Origin of the sequence: Streptomyces aurantiaciflavus, assembly GCF_049808595.1 — a bacterium.
Taxonomy (GTDB): Bacteria; Actinomycetota; Actinomycetes; order Streptomycetales; family Streptomycetaceae; genus Streptomyces.
The window spans coordinates 134,225-149,544 of sequence record NZ_JBNCAQ010000018.1; the positions used below are offsets into that span (position 1 = coordinate 134,225).

11 protein-coding genes are annotated in these 15,320 nt (G+C 73.0%); 7 read left to right on the top strand and 4 right to left on the bottom strand.

From position 1 onward, the window contains the following. Positions 1–55: 55 nt before the first annotated feature. The 3 genes from ACPT94_RS22640 (at position 56) to ACPT94_RS22650 (ending at position 6,830) form a co-directional block, all read left to right on the top strand. Positions 56–2,305, top strand: coding sequence for a bifunctional glycosyltransferase/CDP-glycerol:glycerophosphate glycerophosphotransferase (locus ACPT94_RS22640; protein ID WP_425246686.1), 2,250 nt, complete (start codon positions 56–58; stop codon positions 2,303–2,305). A 63-nt stretch (positions 2,306–2,368) separates the two neighbouring features. Then, positions 2,369–4,576 (top strand): bifunctional glycosyltransferase/CDP-glycerol:glycerophosphate glycerophosphotransferase, encoded by a 2,208-nt coding sequence (locus tag ACPT94_RS22645; protein WP_425246687.1) that lies wholly within the window; start codon positions 2,369–2,371, stop codon positions 4,574–4,576. A 4-nt stretch (positions 4,577–4,580) separates the two neighbouring features. Beyond that, positions 4,581–6,830: a bifunctional glycosyltransferase/CDP-glycerol:glycerophosphate glycerophosphotransferase gene (locus ACPT94_RS22650; RefSeq protein WP_360345658.1), complete on the top strand. Its 2,250-nt coding sequence runs from the start codon at positions 4,581–4,583 to the stop codon at positions 6,828–6,830. Between the two features lie 92 nt (positions 6,831–6,922). Here the strand turns inward: ACPT94_RS22650 and ACPT94_RS22655 are convergent, their stop codons facing one another. Together ACPT94_RS22655 and ACPT94_RS22660 are read right to left on the bottom strand one after the other, a co-directional pair. Then, entirely contained in the window at positions 6,923–8,272 is a 1,350-nt protein-coding gene (locus ACPT94_RS22655; protein WP_425246688.1) for a hypothetical protein, read from the bottom strand. Between the two features lie 268 nt (positions 8,273–8,540). Next, a complete protein-coding gene (locus tag ACPT94_RS22660) occupies positions 8,541–8,954 on the bottom strand; it encodes an organic hydroperoxide resistance protein (protein ID WP_360345662.1) in 414 nt (137 codons plus the stop codon). Between the two features lie 121 nt (positions 8,955–9,075). Between ACPT94_RS22660 and ACPT94_RS22665 the strand changes: the two genes are divergently transcribed. Then, a complete protein-coding gene (locus ACPT94_RS22665) occupies positions 9,076–9,573 on the top strand; it encodes a MarR family winged helix-turn-helix transcriptional regulator (RefSeq protein WP_360345664.1) in 498 nt (165 codons plus the stop codon). On the opposite strand, the gene ACPT94_RS22670 is transcribed toward ACPT94_RS22665, so the two are convergent. Then, a complete protein-coding gene (locus tag ACPT94_RS22670; RefSeq protein WP_425246689.1) occupies positions 9,521–11,050 on the bottom strand; it encodes a glycosyltransferase family 39 protein in 1,530 nt (509 codons plus the stop codon). The two genes, ACPT94_RS22665 and ACPT94_RS22670, sit on opposite strands and share 53 nt — an antisense overlap. A 116-nt stretch (positions 11,051–11,166) precedes the next feature. Between ACPT94_RS22670 and ACPT94_RS22675 the strand changes: the two genes are divergently transcribed. From ACPT94_RS22675 to ACPT94_RS22685, 3 genes are all read left to right on the top strand, one after another. Further along, positions 11,167–12,435, top strand: a complete 1,269-nt coding sequence (locus tag ACPT94_RS22675; protein ID WP_425246711.1) for a glycosyltransferase 87 family protein — start codon at positions 11,167–11,169, stop codon at positions 12,433–12,435. 141 nt (positions 12,436–12,576) lie between these two features. Beyond that, positions 12,577–13,557 carry a UDP-glucose 4-epimerase GalE gene (gene galE, locus ACPT94_RS22680; RefSeq protein ID WP_425246690.1) on the top strand — a complete coding sequence of 327 codons (981 nt, stop codon included), beginning with the start codon at positions 12,577–12,579 and terminating at the stop codon, positions 13,555–13,557. 20 nt (positions 13,558–13,577) lie between these two features. Next, the gene (locus tag ACPT94_RS22685; protein WP_425246691.1) at positions 13,578–14,507 is read left to right on the top strand and encodes an ADP-ribosylglycohydrolase family protein; all 930 of its coding nucleotides are present in this window, start codon (positions 13,578–13,580) and stop codon (positions 14,505–14,507) included. 129 nt (positions 14,508–14,636) lie between these two features. Here ACPT94_RS22685 and ACPT94_RS22690 read toward each other — a convergent pair whose 3' ends face one another. Continuing rightward, complete coding sequence (locus ACPT94_RS22690) at positions 14,637–15,281, bottom strand: LuxR C-terminal-related transcriptional regulator (protein ID WP_360345672.1); 645 nt, start codon at positions 15,279–15,281, stop codon at positions 14,637–14,639. Between the last annotated feature and the right edge of the window lie 39 nt (positions 15,282–15,320).

Here is a 15,320-nt window from a genome sequence, read left to right on the forward strand (position 1 = left end):
TGCGGGGCACGGGCCCGAAAGTGCCTACCGCCCGCGCCGACCCATGGATGTCACCTTGCCCAGGTTCAGTGTCATCGTCCCCGCGTACAAGGTTCAGGCGTATCTGCACGAGTGCCTCGAGTCCGTGCTCTGCCAGTCCTACCCGGATCTGGAACTGATCGCCGTCGACGACCGTTCGCCGGACGCCTGCGGCGAGATCATCGACGAGTTCGCGGCCCGGGACCCGCGAGTGCGTCCCGTGCATCTGCCGGAGAACGTCGGTCTGGGCCGGGCGCGCAACGCGGGTCTCGCCGAGGCGACCGGCGACTACCTGCTGTTCCTGGACTCCGACGACACGCTCACCCCGGACGCGCTGCACGCGATCGCCGGCCGGCTGAAGGAGACCGACGAGCCGGACGTCCTGGTCTACGACTACGCGCACACGTACTGGACGGGCGAGGCGGAGCGCAACAAGTTCTCCGCCCATCTCACCGAGCAGGGCCCGGCGCCCTTCCGGCTGGAGGACCGGCCGGGGCTGCTCAGGGTGCTGATGGTGGCCTGGAACAAGGCCTACCGGCGGGAGTTCGTCGAGCGCGCCGGCCTGACCTTCCCGTCCGGCTACTACGAGGACACCCCCTGGACGTATCCGGCGCTGATGGCCGCCGAGTCGATCGCGACCCTGGACCGGGTCTGTGTGCACTACCGCCAGCGCCGCCGGGGCAACATCCTGTCCACCACCAGCCACCGGCACTTCGACGTCTTCGACCAGTACGACCGGGTCTTCGCGTTCATCGAGGAGCGGCCCGAGCTCGCGCGGTGGCGGCCGGTGCTGTTCCGGCGCATGGTCGACCACTTCACGACGGTCTTCACCAAGCAGGGCCGCCTTCCGCGGGGCGCGCGCGCCGAGTTCCTGCGCCGGGCGCGCGCCCACTACCGCCGGTATCGCACGCCCGGCGCGCCCGTCCCACTGCGCTCCCGGCTGCGCCACACCCTCGTCCACCTGGGCCTGCACCGCACCTACCGGGCCATCCAGGTGGCCGCGACCCTGCGCCGCCGTACGCACAAGCTGGCCACGAAGCTCGTCCGCGCCCTGCGGGCAGGCCTCCTCCAGGCGCACTACCGGATCCAGCTGCGCCTGCCGCTGCGCGCCGACCGTGCCGTCTTCGCCGCCTACTGGGGGCGCGGCCACGGCTGCAACCCGGGCGCGCTGGAGACCGCGTTCCGTACGTTCGCGCCACAGGTGCGCACGGCGTGGATCGCGCGCCCGGAGCACGAGGACACGGTCCCGCCGGGCCCGCGCCGCGTGCGCCCCGGCACGGCCGCGTACTGGACGGCGCTGGCCCGCTCCAAGTACCTCGTGAACAACGTCAACTTCGACCGCCGTCTGGTCAAGCGCCCCGGCCAGGTGTTCGTCCAGACCCAGCACGGCACCCCCCTGAAGCACATGGGCCTCGACCTGCAGGAACACCCGGCGGCCGCCGGCGACATGGACTTCGAGGAGCTCCTGAGGGGCGTCGACAAGTGGGACTACGTCCTGTCCCCCAACCGCCACACCACCCTGACCTGGGAGCGCGTCTACCCCGGCACCTACACGACGCTGGAGTACGGCTATCCCCGCAACGACGTCTTCCAGCAGGCGACGGCCGCCGACGTCGCCCGCGTGCGCGAGACGCTCGGCATCCCCCACGGCTCGGTCGCGATCCTGTACGCGCCCACCCACCGCGACTACCGCCGCACCCAGCGCACCACCCTCGACCTGGAGCGGATCCTGCGCCGGCTGGGCCCGCGCTTCGTGATCCTCGCGCGCGCCCACTACTGGCAGCCCGGCGCCCTGTCCCGCGGCGGGCGCGTCCTCGACGTCTCCGGCCACCCGAGCGTGGAGTCCCTCTGCCTGGCCGCGGACGCCCTGGTCACCGACTACTCGTCGATCATGTTCGACTACGCCAACCTGGACCGCCCGATCGTCATCCACGCCGACGACTGGGAGGCCTACGACGCGGTCCGCGGCACCTACTTCGACCTGAGGGCCTTCCCGCCGGGCGCGGTCGCCCGCAGCGAGGACGAGCTGATCGACATCTTCGCCACCGGCCACTGGCGCGGCGCCCGCTCCGCCCGGCTGCGCGCCGCGTTCCGCGAGCGGTTCTGCCCGTACGACGACGGACACGCCGCCGAGCGCGTCGTACGGCATGTGGTGCTGGGCGAGACGGAGCAGCCGCCGGTCGTGCCGCTCGGCGAGCGGCGGCCCGTGCCGTCGGCGCTCGCGTGCTCCTCGCCCGCCACCGTGCCGCATCCTTCCGGCCCACCCACCGTCACCGATCCCCTCTGAGGGCCGTTGGCCCGTACGGCTGCCTGAGCCGATCCTCAGGACCCTCGACAGAGAAAGAGCAGAATGCCCCGCTTCAGCATCATCGTCCCGACCCATGAGGCCGTGGGCCGGCTCTCCCAGGCGCTCGACTCCGTCCTCGCCCAGTCCTTCGGCGACTTCGAGCTGATCCCGGTCTGCGACGCACCCGACTCCCTCGCGGCCTCGGTCGTCGCCGGACACGCCGGGCGGGACTCCCGCGTGCTGCCGGCGCAGTCACCGCCCTCGGCCGGGCTGGCCGGGGCGCGCAACGCCGGCATGCGGGCGGCGGGCGGCGCCTACGTGCTGTTCCTCGACGGCGACGACGTACTGGTGCCGGGCGCCCTGGCGGCGCTGGACGCCCGTCTCGACGAGACCGGTGACGTCGACGTCCTGTACTTCGAGCACGAGCGGACACACTGGTGGAAGGGCGAGCCGTCCAACCCGGCCGCGGCGCTCCTCGCCGGGACACCGGCGGGTGTCTTCTCCCCCCTCCAGGCGCCCCGGGTGACCGGCGTGCAGCTCCCGGCGTGGAGCGCGGCCTACCGCAGGGCGTTCCTGACCGCCCAGGAGCTCACCTTCCCCGACGGGCACTTCACGGACGTCGGCTTCGGCGGCCTGGTCACCCTGCGCGCCGAGCGCCTGGCGGTGCTGCGCTCCGTCGTCGTACGGCATCTGCTGCGCCGGCAGGGCAGCCGCCTGGAGAGACCGGGCGAGCACCACATGGAACTCCTCGACCAGACCGAGCTGGTGCTCACCCGGGCCGCCCGGCAGCGGCTCGCGCGGGAACGGTCGGGTCCGCTGTTCGAGCAGCTCTTCGCCGCCGTGCTCAGGACGGCCGCGCATCCGGAGCGGCTGCCCCGCCGACGGCGCGCCTTCTTCCGGCGGGCGAGCCGGCTGTACCGGCGCCACCGGCCCGCCGGTTTCCGCCCTCCGGGAGGCAGCCTGGGGGTGCAGCACCGGCTGCTGGCGGCCAGGGCGTACACGGTGTTCCGTGCGCTGCGGGGCGCCAACCGGGCCGCGGCCCGGGCGCTGCAGCGTGTGCCCCGCCCGCGCGGGCTGCGCACGCGCCTGCTCTACCGGCGCGAGCTGCGCCGGCCCATCGACCCGAACCTCGCCGTGTACTGCGCGTACTGGGGCCGCGGCTACGCCTGCAACCCGGCCGCGATCCACGCCAAGGCGCAGGAACTCGCCCCGCACATCCGTTCGGTGTTCCTCGTCGAGCCCGAGGCGGTGGCGACTCTGCCGCAGGGCGTCGACCACGCGGTGATCGGCAGCCGCCGCTACTGGGAGGTGCTGGCCCGCGCCAAGTACCTGATCAACAACGCCAACTTCGAGGGGGCCGTCGTCAAACGCCCCGGCTCGGTCCACCTGTCCACCCAGCACGGCACCCCGCTGAAGAAGATGGGCGTCGAACAGGCCGAGTACCCGGTGGTCGCCGCCGCCACCGGCAGCTTCGACCGTCTGCTGAGCCGGGTCGACCGCTGGGACTACAACCTCAGCTCGAACCGGCTATCCACGGAGGTGTGGGAGCGGTCCTTCCCGTCCTCGTACGAGATGCTCGAGTACGGCTATCCGCGCAACGACGTCTACTACACGGCGTCGGCGGCCGATGTGCGCCGCGTCCGCGCGCGGCTCGGCGTCCCGGAGGGCCGCGTCGCGGTCCTGTACGCGCCGACGCACCGCGACTACCAGGCGGACTTCGCCACGCGACTGGACCTGCGGGCCCTGTGCGACGCCCTCGGGGACGACTTCGTGGTCCTGCTGCGCGCCCACTACTTCTACGACGACGACCGCGCCCGCCCGCGCGACGAACGCGTGATCGACGTGACGGGGCACCGCTCGTCCGAGGACGTCTGTCTCGCCGCGGACGCCCTCATCACCGACTACTCGTCGATCGTGTTCGACTACGCCAACCTCGACCGGCCCATCGTCGTGTACGCCGACGACTGGGACGTGTACCGCGAGACCCGCGGTGTCACCTTCGACTTCCTCGGCTCCCCGCCCGGCCCGGTCGCCCGCAGCGCCGAGGAGCTGGCCGACGTCTTCCGCTCCGGTCGCTGGGCCGGGGCGGAGGCGGCCGGGCTGCGCGCCCGGTTCCGGGCCCGGTTCTGCGAGTTCGACGACGGCCGTGCCGCCGAGCGCGTCGTCCGCCGGGTGCTGCTCGGGGAACCGGCCCAGGCCATCGAGCCGCCCCTTCCGCTTGCGTACCGCACGCCCGCGCCCGCCGCCGTGACGACCGCTTCGAGGAGCTGACCCCGTGCCCCGCTTCAGCATCATCGTCCCCGTCTTCAAGGTCCAGGGTTTCCTTCGCGCATGCCTGGACTCCGTGCTCGGCCAGTCGTTCGCCGACCTCGAGGTGATCGCCGTCGACGACTGCTCGCCCGACGGCTGCGGGGCGATCCTCGACGAGTACGCGGCGCGCGATCCACGGGTGAAGGCCGTGCACCTGCCGGAGAACGTGGGCCTCGGCCGCGCCCGCAACGCCGGCCTGCCGCACGCCACCGGCGACTACGTCCTCTTCCTCGACAGCGACGACCGGTACACGCCGGGGCTGCTGCGGGCGGTCGCCGACCGGCTCGACGCGACCGGCGACCCCGACATCCTGGTCTTCGACCACGTACGCACCCACTGGTGGGGTCGCGGGGGCCGCAGCGACGCCGCCGGGCTCCTCGAACAGGCCGGCACCGGCACGTTCAGCATCCGCGAGCACCCCGAGTACCTTCGGCTGTTCCTGGTCGCCTGGAACAAGGCGTACCGGCGGGACTTCTTCCTCCACCACGGCTTCCAGTACCGGCCGGGGCTGTACGAGGACGCCCCGGTCACCTACCAGGCGATGGTGACGGCGGAGCGGATCGCCTGCCTGGACCGGGTGGGGGTCGAGTACCGGCAGCGGCGTCAGGGGGCGATCACCCGCACCCCGGGACGCCGGCACTTCGACATCTTCGAGCAGTACGAGGGGCTCTTCGCCTTCCTCGCCACGCGGCCCGGCCTCCACTGGGCCCGGCCGCTGCTGTTCGAGCGGGCCCTGGACCACATGCTGTTCACGCTGGCCCGCCCGGAACGGGTGCTGCGCGGCGACCGCAAGGCGTTCCACCGGCGGATCCGGGCGTTCTACCGCAGGTACGTCCCCCGGGGCTTCGCCCCGCCGCGGGACTCCCGCCGTACGGAGATCCGGCTCCTGGCCGTCGCTCCTTTCCGTGTCCATCTCGCGGTCGGTGCGCTGCGGCGCGCGGGCGGAGCGGCCGGGAGGCGGGCGCAGCGGCTGCGGGAGGCGGTCGCCCGGCGGATGAAGCGGTGCTGGTACCGGATCCAGTTGAGGCGTCCCCTCGACCCGCGTCTCGCCGTGTACTCCGCCGGGCACAGCCGTGCCGTGAACGGCGATCCCCTCGCGATTCACGCCCGGGCCGCCGAGCTGGCACCGCACATCCGGGGCGTGTGGGTCGTGCAGCCCGACGCGGTGGGGCTGCTGCCGCTGGGCACGGACCACGTGACGACGGGATCCTGGCGCTACTACCGGGTGATGGCCCGCGCGAAGTACTGGATCAACAACTGCAACTGGGCCGGTGACCTGGTCAAACGCCCCGGCGCCGTCCACGTCCACACGCATCGGGGCACCCCCGTCAAGTACATGGCGCTGGATCTCCTCGACCGTCCGGGCGCCCGGCACGGCACGGACGTCCGGGGCATGCTCCGCCGCAGCGACCGGTGGGACGTCAGCCTGGTCGCGAACCGGCACTCGGAGGAGATCTGGCAGCGGGCCTACCCCTGTCACTTCACCTCGCTGCGCAGCGGCAGCCCCCGCAACGACGTCCTGGTCCGGGGCGACGTCGGGCGTGCGGCCAGGGTGCGTGACGGGCTGGGCATCGAGCCGTTCGAGACGGTCGTGCTGTACGCGCCGACACCGCGCGACTACCGCAGGGGCCGTCATGTCTGGCGGGTCGACCTGGAGGAGCTGGCCGCCTCGCTCGGCGCCGGGCACAGGCTGCTGGTGCGGCTGCATCCGAGTCTGGCCCGCCATCACGAACGGGCGCTGCTGCTGCGGGATCTGCACCGCCGGGGCGCGCTGACCGACGTCACCGACGAGCCGCACGTCGAGGACCTCATGCTGGCCAGTGACGCCCTGGTCACCGACTACTCGGCCCTGATGTTCGACTACGCCCACCTCGACCGGCCCATCGTCGTGCACGCCGACGACTGGCCCGCGTACCGGGCGGCCCGGGGCGCCTACTTCGACGTCACCGCCGAGCCGCCGGGCCATGTGACCCGGTCCGACGAGGAACTCGCGAAGGTGTTCACGTCGGGCGCCTGGCAGGACGCGGAGTCGGCCCGGCTGCGCAGGGCGTTCCGCAAGCGCTTCTGCGAGTACGACGACGGGCGGGCCGCCGAGCGCGTCGTACGGCAGGTGCTGCTGGGCGAGGCGCCGACAGCGGCCGGCGGCGGCGACCGGGCGGTGCTCACGATCCCGTCGGCCGGCGACCGCTCGGCACGCCAGCCCGAGTTCAGCTGACCCGACCGCCGGCCCGAGTCCGGCTGACGCGACCGCGATCCCGAGTACAGCGGGCCCGGCCGCGCCTGGGCGGGCCGCGGCCGGGCGGGGGTTCAGCGCGAGGCGGCTTCGGCCGTCGGCGTCCGGCGGCCCGGGCGCGGGGGCCGGACCGCGTCCGGTCCCCTCCTGCCGTACCGTCGCGCATGGCTCTCGACCAGGAGCGGAATGCCGCACACGGGAAGCAGCATCGCCATCACCATCAACCGCGGCCCCATGGACGTCTCGGGATGCCCGGCCTGGTTCACGACGCCCGCGACGGCGATGCCGACGATCAGACAGCCGAACGCACGGTGGTGGCGGAAGGCTCCCCATGCCCCGGCCGCGAGGAGCAGCAGCACCAGCGGATGGACCAGCGCGTCGCGCAGCCATTCCCGCCAGAAGGCGACGCTCAGGCGCAGGAACTCGGACAACGGATCGGGGACCATGCTCCTCGTGTAGTGAACGGTCAGCAGGTCCTGGAGACTCGACCGGGTACCCGGCAGTCCGAGGACGGAGACGACGAGCTGAAGGGCCACCGCGAAGGCGGCCGTCACGGCGAGGACCGCGCAGTGCGGCCGTGAGATCTCACGCCGCCGTACCCGGCGCACACCGACGAACAGTGCGGTCACCGCCGCGATTCCGGCGACGGCCAGCAGGGTCTGCGCGTATTTGACGCAGGCCGCGCCGGCGAATGCCGAGACGGACAGCGCCGTTCCCGACCGGATGTGCCCCTGCAGCGTACGGACGCATCCGGCGAGGGCGGCGAGGAGGGCGCAGAGCAGCAGCCCCTCGCACAGGGGCAGCATGGCCTCCTTCCCCGTCGGCAGCGCGTAGTAGAGAACCTGGCCCAGCAGGGCGACGGGAACGCAGACGCCCAGCATCCGCAGGATCAGGACCACGAGGCCACTGGCCAGGACCGTCGCCACGAGGGACGCCGCCCACAGGCCGAGGACCAGGCCGAACACCCGGGTGAACGGGATCGTGTACAGGGGGTATCCGGGTCTGGTCGCGAAGATCTCGGAGACGCGCGGATGGCTGAACAGCGCCATGTATCCGGTCACGTCGGTGCGTGCGGCGTTCCGTGCGACGCGGCCCTCCATCGCCTTGCGGCATTCGCGCTGGGCGGCCAGACCGGCGTCGTTGTCCCGGTAGTGCGCGAGATCCGCGCTCGCCTTCCGCGCGGACCCGACGCGCACGCTGTCGCAGAAGTACTCGAGCGCTCGCCGGGAGGCCTCCTCCCGGCCGACCCCCTGCAGCATGTAGCTGTGCGCCACGTACTGACGGGTGTCCATGGCGGCACGCCCCTGGATCTGCGCCGACTGCGCGCCGGCGAACAGCAGGGCGAACACGAAGAACCAGAAAAGGAGCAGACGCCGCTCGCGGGGCGCCGACGGCGGTCCAAGGAGCCTCTCAGTTCTCCACATGGTCGATTGGCCTATCACGCCCGTCGACCCGATCCCGCCGGGAACGCGCTCCGGCCCCGTCCCCGCCGCCGAGATCCCCCGCGCGGCCCAACCCGCACGGGCGACCACGCGCGCGCGTGCCGAGCCCGGCCCGGAACGCGGCGGCCGCGCCGCCCCGTGCAGGAGGGGCGGCGCGGCGGATCGAACCGGCGGGCCAGGACGCCGTGGAGCCGTGCGGCTTGGAGTCCGTGGAAGGCCCTGAGTCCGTAGCGCCCTGAGGCGCCGGGGACTACTCGATGACGAGCTCGACCGGGACGTTGCCGCGGGTGGCGTTGGAGTACGGGCAGACCTGGTGGGCCTGCTCGACGAGCTTGCGGCCGGTCGCCTCGTCCACGGTGTCGGGGAGCTCCACACGCAGGGTCACCTTGAGCGCGAAGCCCTCGCCCTGCTTGCCGATGCCGACCTCGGCGGTCACGGCGGCGTCGCTGACGTCCACCTTGGCCTGACGGCCGACGAGACCGAGGGCGCTGCCGAAACAGGCGGCGTAACCGGCGGCGAACAGCTGCTCCGGGTTGGTGCCCTGCCCGTTGCCGCCCAGCTCCACGGGCATGGCCAGGGCGAGGTCGATCTTGCCGTCGTTGGAGACGGCGCGGCCCTCGCGGCCGTGGGTGGCGGTGGCGACAGCGGTGTAGAGCGCGTCCATGGAAAACCATCCCTCTCAGATCACGTTCCGGCGGCCCGGTCCGGCCGCCTCACGAGCCCCAAGTAGAGCACACAATTCAATTGCACACAACTAAATGGCGGGCAAGAGCTACCCTGGGGACATGACCGTCACCCCGTCCCACACCGTCCGGGAGAACGCCACGGAGGACTGGCTCCACCTGGACCGCCAGATCTGCTTCTCCCTGCACGCCGCCTCGCGCGCCTTCAACGGCGTCTACCGAGTGATCCTCAAGGACCTCGGACTCACCTACCCGCAGTACCTGGTGATGCTGGTCCTGTGGGAGCAGGGCACCCAGCCGGTCAAGAAGCTGGGCGAACACCTGCGCCTGGACTCCGGCACGCTCTCGCCGCTGCTCAAGCGCCTGGAGACGGCCGGACTCGTACGACGCGAGCGCAGCGCCCGCGACGAGCGCTCGGTGGAGGTGCGGCTGACCGACGAGGGCGTCGCGCTGCGCGACCGGGCCCTGGAGGTGCCGCGCAGGATCGTCACGGCGACCGGCCTCGACATCGCCGAGATCGGCGCCCTGCGCGAGCGCCTCGACCAGCTCACCGTGGCGCTGGACGCCGCGGCGGCTCGAGAAACGCCGGGGAACCGGTAGCCGGGCGGCGGACGTAGAGCCGCAGGGTCACGCCGTCCCGCACGGACTGCCACCTGGGGACGAACCACTCCCCCACGGTCACGAGTTTGGCGCGCTCGGTCAGGTCGTGCGGATACCAGCGCGTGCCCAGTGTGTACGGTTCGGCGACAACCCACAGCCGGTTCACCGCGGCGAGCCGGCGCCGCAGTTCCCCGGGGCCGACCTCGCGGCCGTACAGCGTGCCCGACCTGTCGCCGGGCGCCTGCAGCGCCAGATCGCGCACCCCCCGGAACCCCTTCGGGTACGCGAGCGCCGCGCGCCGCCCGAGGGACGGCAGGAACAGCACCGGGTCCCCGGGGCGGACCTCACGGGCGGCCAGGGCGGAGACCGAGGCGAGGTTGTCGGGGCGGTGGGCAGGGGTGCGGTAGTGGCGGTGCAGGGGCAGGACGTGGAGGAAGACGAGGGTGACGGCGAGGACACCCGCGACGGTGACGGCCGGTGAGGGCAGCCGGCGCCCGGCGATCCGGGCCAGCCGGTCGGCGCCGGCCGCGATCAGCAGCGGCGCCCCCGCCAGGGCGTACAGCACATACCGGTCGTGGTACAGGGGCCTGACCTGCGACAACAGCATCAGCAGCCCAGGCGGCACCATCATCAGCGGCGCCGCGAAAGCCGCCGCGCGCCCGGCCAGGCACCCCACCGCCATCAGGACCAGGCACCCCCAGAACACCACCCCCCGCGGCCCCGCGGCGAAGCTGCGCACCAACCGCTCCCCGCTCTCCCAGTCCGGCGCCGACAACCACCCCACCTGCGCCGACTGACCCCGCGACACCAGCACCAACGGCAGCAGTACGACGACGACCGCCCCGGCCGCCTGCCCCCACTGCCGCCACACCGCCCTCGGCACCCGCAGCAGCGCGAGCGTGACCGCGTGGGCGCACAGCACGAGCACCGCCAGCTCGTGCAGCAGACCGGTCACCGCGACGGCACCGCCGTACAGCCACCACGGCCGCCCCGCCGGCCCCGGCCGCCCTTCCACGGCCCGCACCAGCAGCAGCGTCGCGCCCGCCGCGCCGGCCGCGACCAGCGCGTACGACCGGCCCTCCTGGGCGTAGTGGCCGGCCAGCGGGTTCACCGCGTACAGCAGGCCCGCCCACAGGCCGACGCGCGGCCGGCCCAGTCGTACGCCGAGGGCGGCGACCAGGCCCGCGGTGGCGGCCGCCGCGACGACCGACGGCAGACGCAGCGCGATCTCGCCGGGTCGGACGGCGAGGACGGCGTGCATGAGGAAGTAGTACAGGCCGTGCACCGCGTCCACGCCCTGCAGCAGCCGCCAGATCTGCGGCACCGTGCGCCGCGCGACCTGGAAGGTGACGCCCTCGTCGCGCCACATGGCGCCGCGGTTCACTCCCCACAGGCCGATCACGAGCATGACGGCCGCGGGGACGGCCACCGCCACGACCTCCGTACGGCCGGTTTTCCTCGTCTCTCCGCTCACCACGCACCCGATTCTGTGCTGCCCGCGAGCGATTACAGATGATTGACGGCATTTAAGCACTTTCATGTCATTCGCCGGACTTACTATCCGACGTGATGAACATCGCCCCGAATGCCGTGATGTCCGCCGTGAGAGCACCCCTGACGCCACGTCGTCACTTACTCGCCCTCGGCGTCGTCTGGCTCACCACCCGCGCCCTGATGCTGTGGCTGCTCGCCCACGACGCCACGCTGCCGCGGCTGGGTGAGGGCCGTGTCGCGCGCGAGGTGTGGCACCTGTACCACCACTGGTACGGCGTCCTCACACACGGCGCCTTCCCGGCGGACGACCCGCTGTGGCAGTACCCGCCGGGCGCCGGCCCGCTCCTGCTGTCGCCCGCGCTGCTGCCGGGCCTGACGTACTTCCAGGCGTTCGTCGCACTGACCCTCGCCGCCGACGCCGTGACCGCGCTCGCACTGACCCGCGCGGGAACACGCCCCGGCCGCTCCCTGCGCGGGGCCACCCTGTGGACCGGCGGCCTGCCCCTGCTGCTGCACGTACCGCTCGCCCGCTACGACGTGCAGGTCACCGCACTCGCCGTGCTGTCACTGCTGGCGTTGCCACGCTCCACGCGCGCGTGCGGCGCCCTCGCGGCACTGGGGGCGCTGGTGAAGGTGTGGCCGGCGCTGGTGCTGATCGGGATTCCGAAGGGGCGCAAGGGGCCGGGCATGACGTCGGCCGCGGTGACCGCCGCCGCGCTCCTCGCGCTCCTCACCGCCCTGTTCGACAACCCGTTCGCGTTCCTGCGTCACCAGGGCGGCCGGGGCGTGCAGATCGAGTCGCTCGGCGGCACCGTGCTGCTGCTGGCGACCCGCACCGGCTGGCCGGGCGAGGTGCGCTACCAGTACGGGGCGATGGAGTTCACCGGCCCGTACGTCACCCTCGTCGCCGACGCCTCCCTCGCCCTGACCGCCGTCGCGTTCGGACTGCTGCTCCTGTGGCGGCTGCGCCGCCGGCACCGGACGCCGGCCACCCCGTACGACGCCGCGCTGAGCGCCGTACTGCTGTTCACGGTCACCAGCCGGGTCATCAGCCCGCAGTACATGATCTGGCTGATCGGCCTGGCCGCCGTGTGCCTGACGTCCCGGCACACCACGCAGCGCCCGGTCGCGGCACTGGTCACGGCGGCGACCGCGGTGAGCGCGGTGGTGTACCCGGCGCTGTACCACGAGGTCACCACCTGCACCTGGACCGGCGTGACGCTGATGCTCGCCCGCAACGGGCTGCTGGCCGCGGCCGCCGCGCTGTCCTTCACCCGCCTGTGGGGCGCGGCCGCGGCACCTGCCGGGCAGGACGCGGTGAGTTGTCCACAGGTCCTGCGGGAGCGGCCGGTGCCTGCTTCACTGTGAGACAGGTCCATCACGGTCCAACCGGATCAATACGGTCGACTGCGGGCAACCGTGGGCGACTGGGGTCCGGCGCGGATGAATCGCGCTCGCTCATGGATGAAACGCACGACCACGAGGCCGACCGACGAGGGGAGGTCACGAGTGACCTGGTTGATCACCGGCGGCGCCGGCTACATCGGGGCGCACGTCGTACGGGCGATGACCGAGGCGGGCGAGCGGGCGGTGGTCTACGACGACCTGTCGACGGGCGTCGCCGAACGCGTACCGGGCGGCGTGCCGCTGGTGGAGGGCTCGACGCTGGACGTGGCACTGGTGGCCCGCACACTCGCCGAGCACGAGATCACCGGCGTCGTCCATCTGGCGGCGAAGAAACAGGTCGGGGAGTCCGTGAACCGGCCCCTGCACTACTACCGGCAGAACGTGGAGGGCCTGAGAGTCCTCCTCGGGGCAGTCACCGAGGCCGACGTCCCGTCGTTCGTCTTCTCCTCCTCGGCCGCCGTCTACGGCATGCCGGACGTCGACCTGGTCACGGAGGAGACCCCCTGCGTGCCCATATCACCCTACGGCGAGACCAAGCTGGCCGGCGAGTGGCTGGTCCGCGCGACCGGCCGGGCCACGGCCCTGTCCACGGCCTCGCTGCGCTACTTCAACGTGGCCGGCGCGGGGCGACCGGAACTGGCGGACGTCGGCGTCTTCAACCTGGTCCCCATGGTCTTCGAACGCCTCACGGAGAACGCGCCGCCGCGCATCTTCGGCGACGACTACCCCACCCCGGACGGCACCTGCGTACGCGACTACATCCACGTGGTCGACCTGGCCGAGGCCCACGTCGCCGCCGCCCGCGCCCTCCAGTCCTCACCGGGCCTCGGCCTCACCCTCAACATCGGCCGCGGGGAGGGGGTCTCCGTCCGCGAGATGATCGACCTCATCAACGCCGTCACCGGCTACGACCGCCCGCCCACGGTCACGCCGCGCCGCCCGGGCGATCCGGCCCGCGTGGTCGCCTCCGCCGACCGCATCGCCACGGAACTGGACTGGAAGGCCAAGTACGACATCCAGGACATGATCACTTCGGCCTGGGAGGGGTGGGTGCGGCTGCATCCGGAGGCGGCACGCGCGTGACGGGATGAGACGCTGGCCCGGTGATCGATCCCGTGCGTGCCGTGGGCGCCGTCGTCGGTTCCGCCGTGGGGGACGCGCTGGGCGCGCCCTTCGAGTTCGGGCCGGAGGGGGCCTTCTCCGCCCGCTTCCCGTCCGCCGGGCACGGCGGTGAGATGTGCGGAGGCGGCGGCTGGGACCCGGGTGAGGCGACCGACGACACGCAGATGGCGGTGCTCGTCGGGGAGTCCCTGCTGGAGTGCGGCGGGCTGGAACCGGCGGACGTCTTCCGGCGGTTCCAGCGGTGGGCGGCCGCCGAGCCCAAGGACATCGGCCTGCAGACCGAGGCGGTCCTCAGCAGCGGCGACCCGTGGGACACGGCCGCCGCCCTGCACTTCCAGGTCAGCCAACGGGCGGCGGGTAACGGCGCGTTGATGCGGGCCGCCACCTCCGGCGTGTACTTCGCCCGGCGGGGCCGCGCCGCCACCATGGACGCCGCCCGCCGCCTCGCCGCGCTCACCCACGGCGACCGTGCGGCCTGGGAGGGCACCGCGGTCTTCCACGAGCTGCTGCGGGTCGCCCTGACGGGAGCCGACCCGCTGGCCGCGCTCCCGGACATCCTGGCCGAGGTCCACCCCGACCACCGCGCCCGCTACGCCACCGTCCTCGCCCCCGACTGGCACCCCGACCTGGCCACCGAGTTCAACGGGGCCGTCTGGCCCTGCCTCGGCTCCGCCGTCTGGGCGCTGCGCACCACCACCTCCTACGAGGACGCCGTCCGCGCCGCCGTCGACCTCGGGGGCGACACGGACACCGTCGCCGCGGTCACCGGCGGCCTCGCCGGCGCGGTGCACGGCGCCGCCGCCGTCCCGCGGCGATGGACGCGGGTCCTGCACGTCCCCTTGCCCGGCTTCGGCGCACGAGTCCTGCGCGTGGAGGAGCTGACCGAACTGGCGCGGCGGCTGAGCGGCTAGGACCGTCCCTTCGGGGGCGGGGGACGGGCACCACGGCGCCCGGCTCGGTGCCGGCGCCGCGTCGGCGGCCACGGCCGGGCGCGTGCCGTCGTACGGCGACAGCGCCGCCCGGGCGCCCAACCGGGCCGCCTACGCGTTGTTGAGGTACGCCAGCACCGCCAGCACCCTGCGGTGGCCGCTGTCGCTCGGGGGGAGGCCCAGCTTCAGGAAGACGTTGCCGATGTGTTTGCTGACCGACCGCTCGGTGATGACGAGAGTGTTCGCGATGGTGGCGTTGTCACGACCCTCGGCCATCAGCTTCAGCACCTCGCGCTCGCGCGGGGTGAGGGAGTCCAGCGGCGAGTCCTTGCGGCGGGTCATCAGCTCGGTGACGACCTCGGGATCGAGGGCGGTCCCGCCGGCGGCGATCCGCTCCAGCGCGTCGAGGAACTCGTCCACCCGGCCCACGCGGTCCTTCAGCAGGTAGCCCACGCCGCTCGCGCCCCCGCCGAGGAGTTCGGCCGCGTACGCCTCCTCGACGTACTGGGACAGCACCAGCACCGGCAGGCCCGGGATGCGCTCGCGGGCCTCCAGGGCGGCCCGCAACCCCTCGTCACGGAAGCCGGGCGGCATCCGGACGTCCAGCACGGCCACGTCCGGCCGGTGCTCCAGCAGCGCCGGCAGGATCTCGGGGCCGGAGCCGGCGACGGCCACCACCTCGTGCCCGGCCGACGTCAGCAGCAGGACAAGACCCTCCCTGAGCAGGGCGTTGTCCTCGGCCATCACGACTCTCATGCCACCTCGACCCCGGTCACGGCGTCCCGAGCCCTCCGC

Bases quoted from the DNA above. Each gene is read 5' to 3' on its own strand.
- ACPT94_RS22645 (WP_425246687.1), top strand. From the start codon at position 2,369: ATGCCCCGCTTCAGCATCATCGTCCCGACCCATGAGGCCGTGGGCCGG.
- ACPT94_RS22655 (WP_425246688.1), bottom strand. From the start codon at position 8,272: ATGTGGAGAACTGAGAGGCTCCTTGGACCGCCGTCGGCGCCCCGCGAG.
- ACPT94_RS22660 (WP_360345662.1), bottom strand. From the start codon at position 8,954: ATGGACGCGCTCTACACCGCTGTCGCCACCGCCACCCACGGCCGCGAG.
- ACPT94_RS22665 (WP_360345664.1), top strand. From the start codon at position 9,076: ATGACCGTCACCCCGTCCCACACCGTCCGGGAGAACGCCACGGAGGAC.
- ACPT94_RS22675 (WP_425246711.1), top strand. From the start codon at position 11,167: ATGTCCGCCGTGAGAGCACCCCTGACGCCACGTCGTCACTTACTCGCC.
- ACPT94_RS22690 (WP_360345672.1), bottom strand. From the start codon at position 15,281: ATGAGAGTCGTGATGGCCGAGGACAACGCCCTGCTCAGGGAGGGTCTT.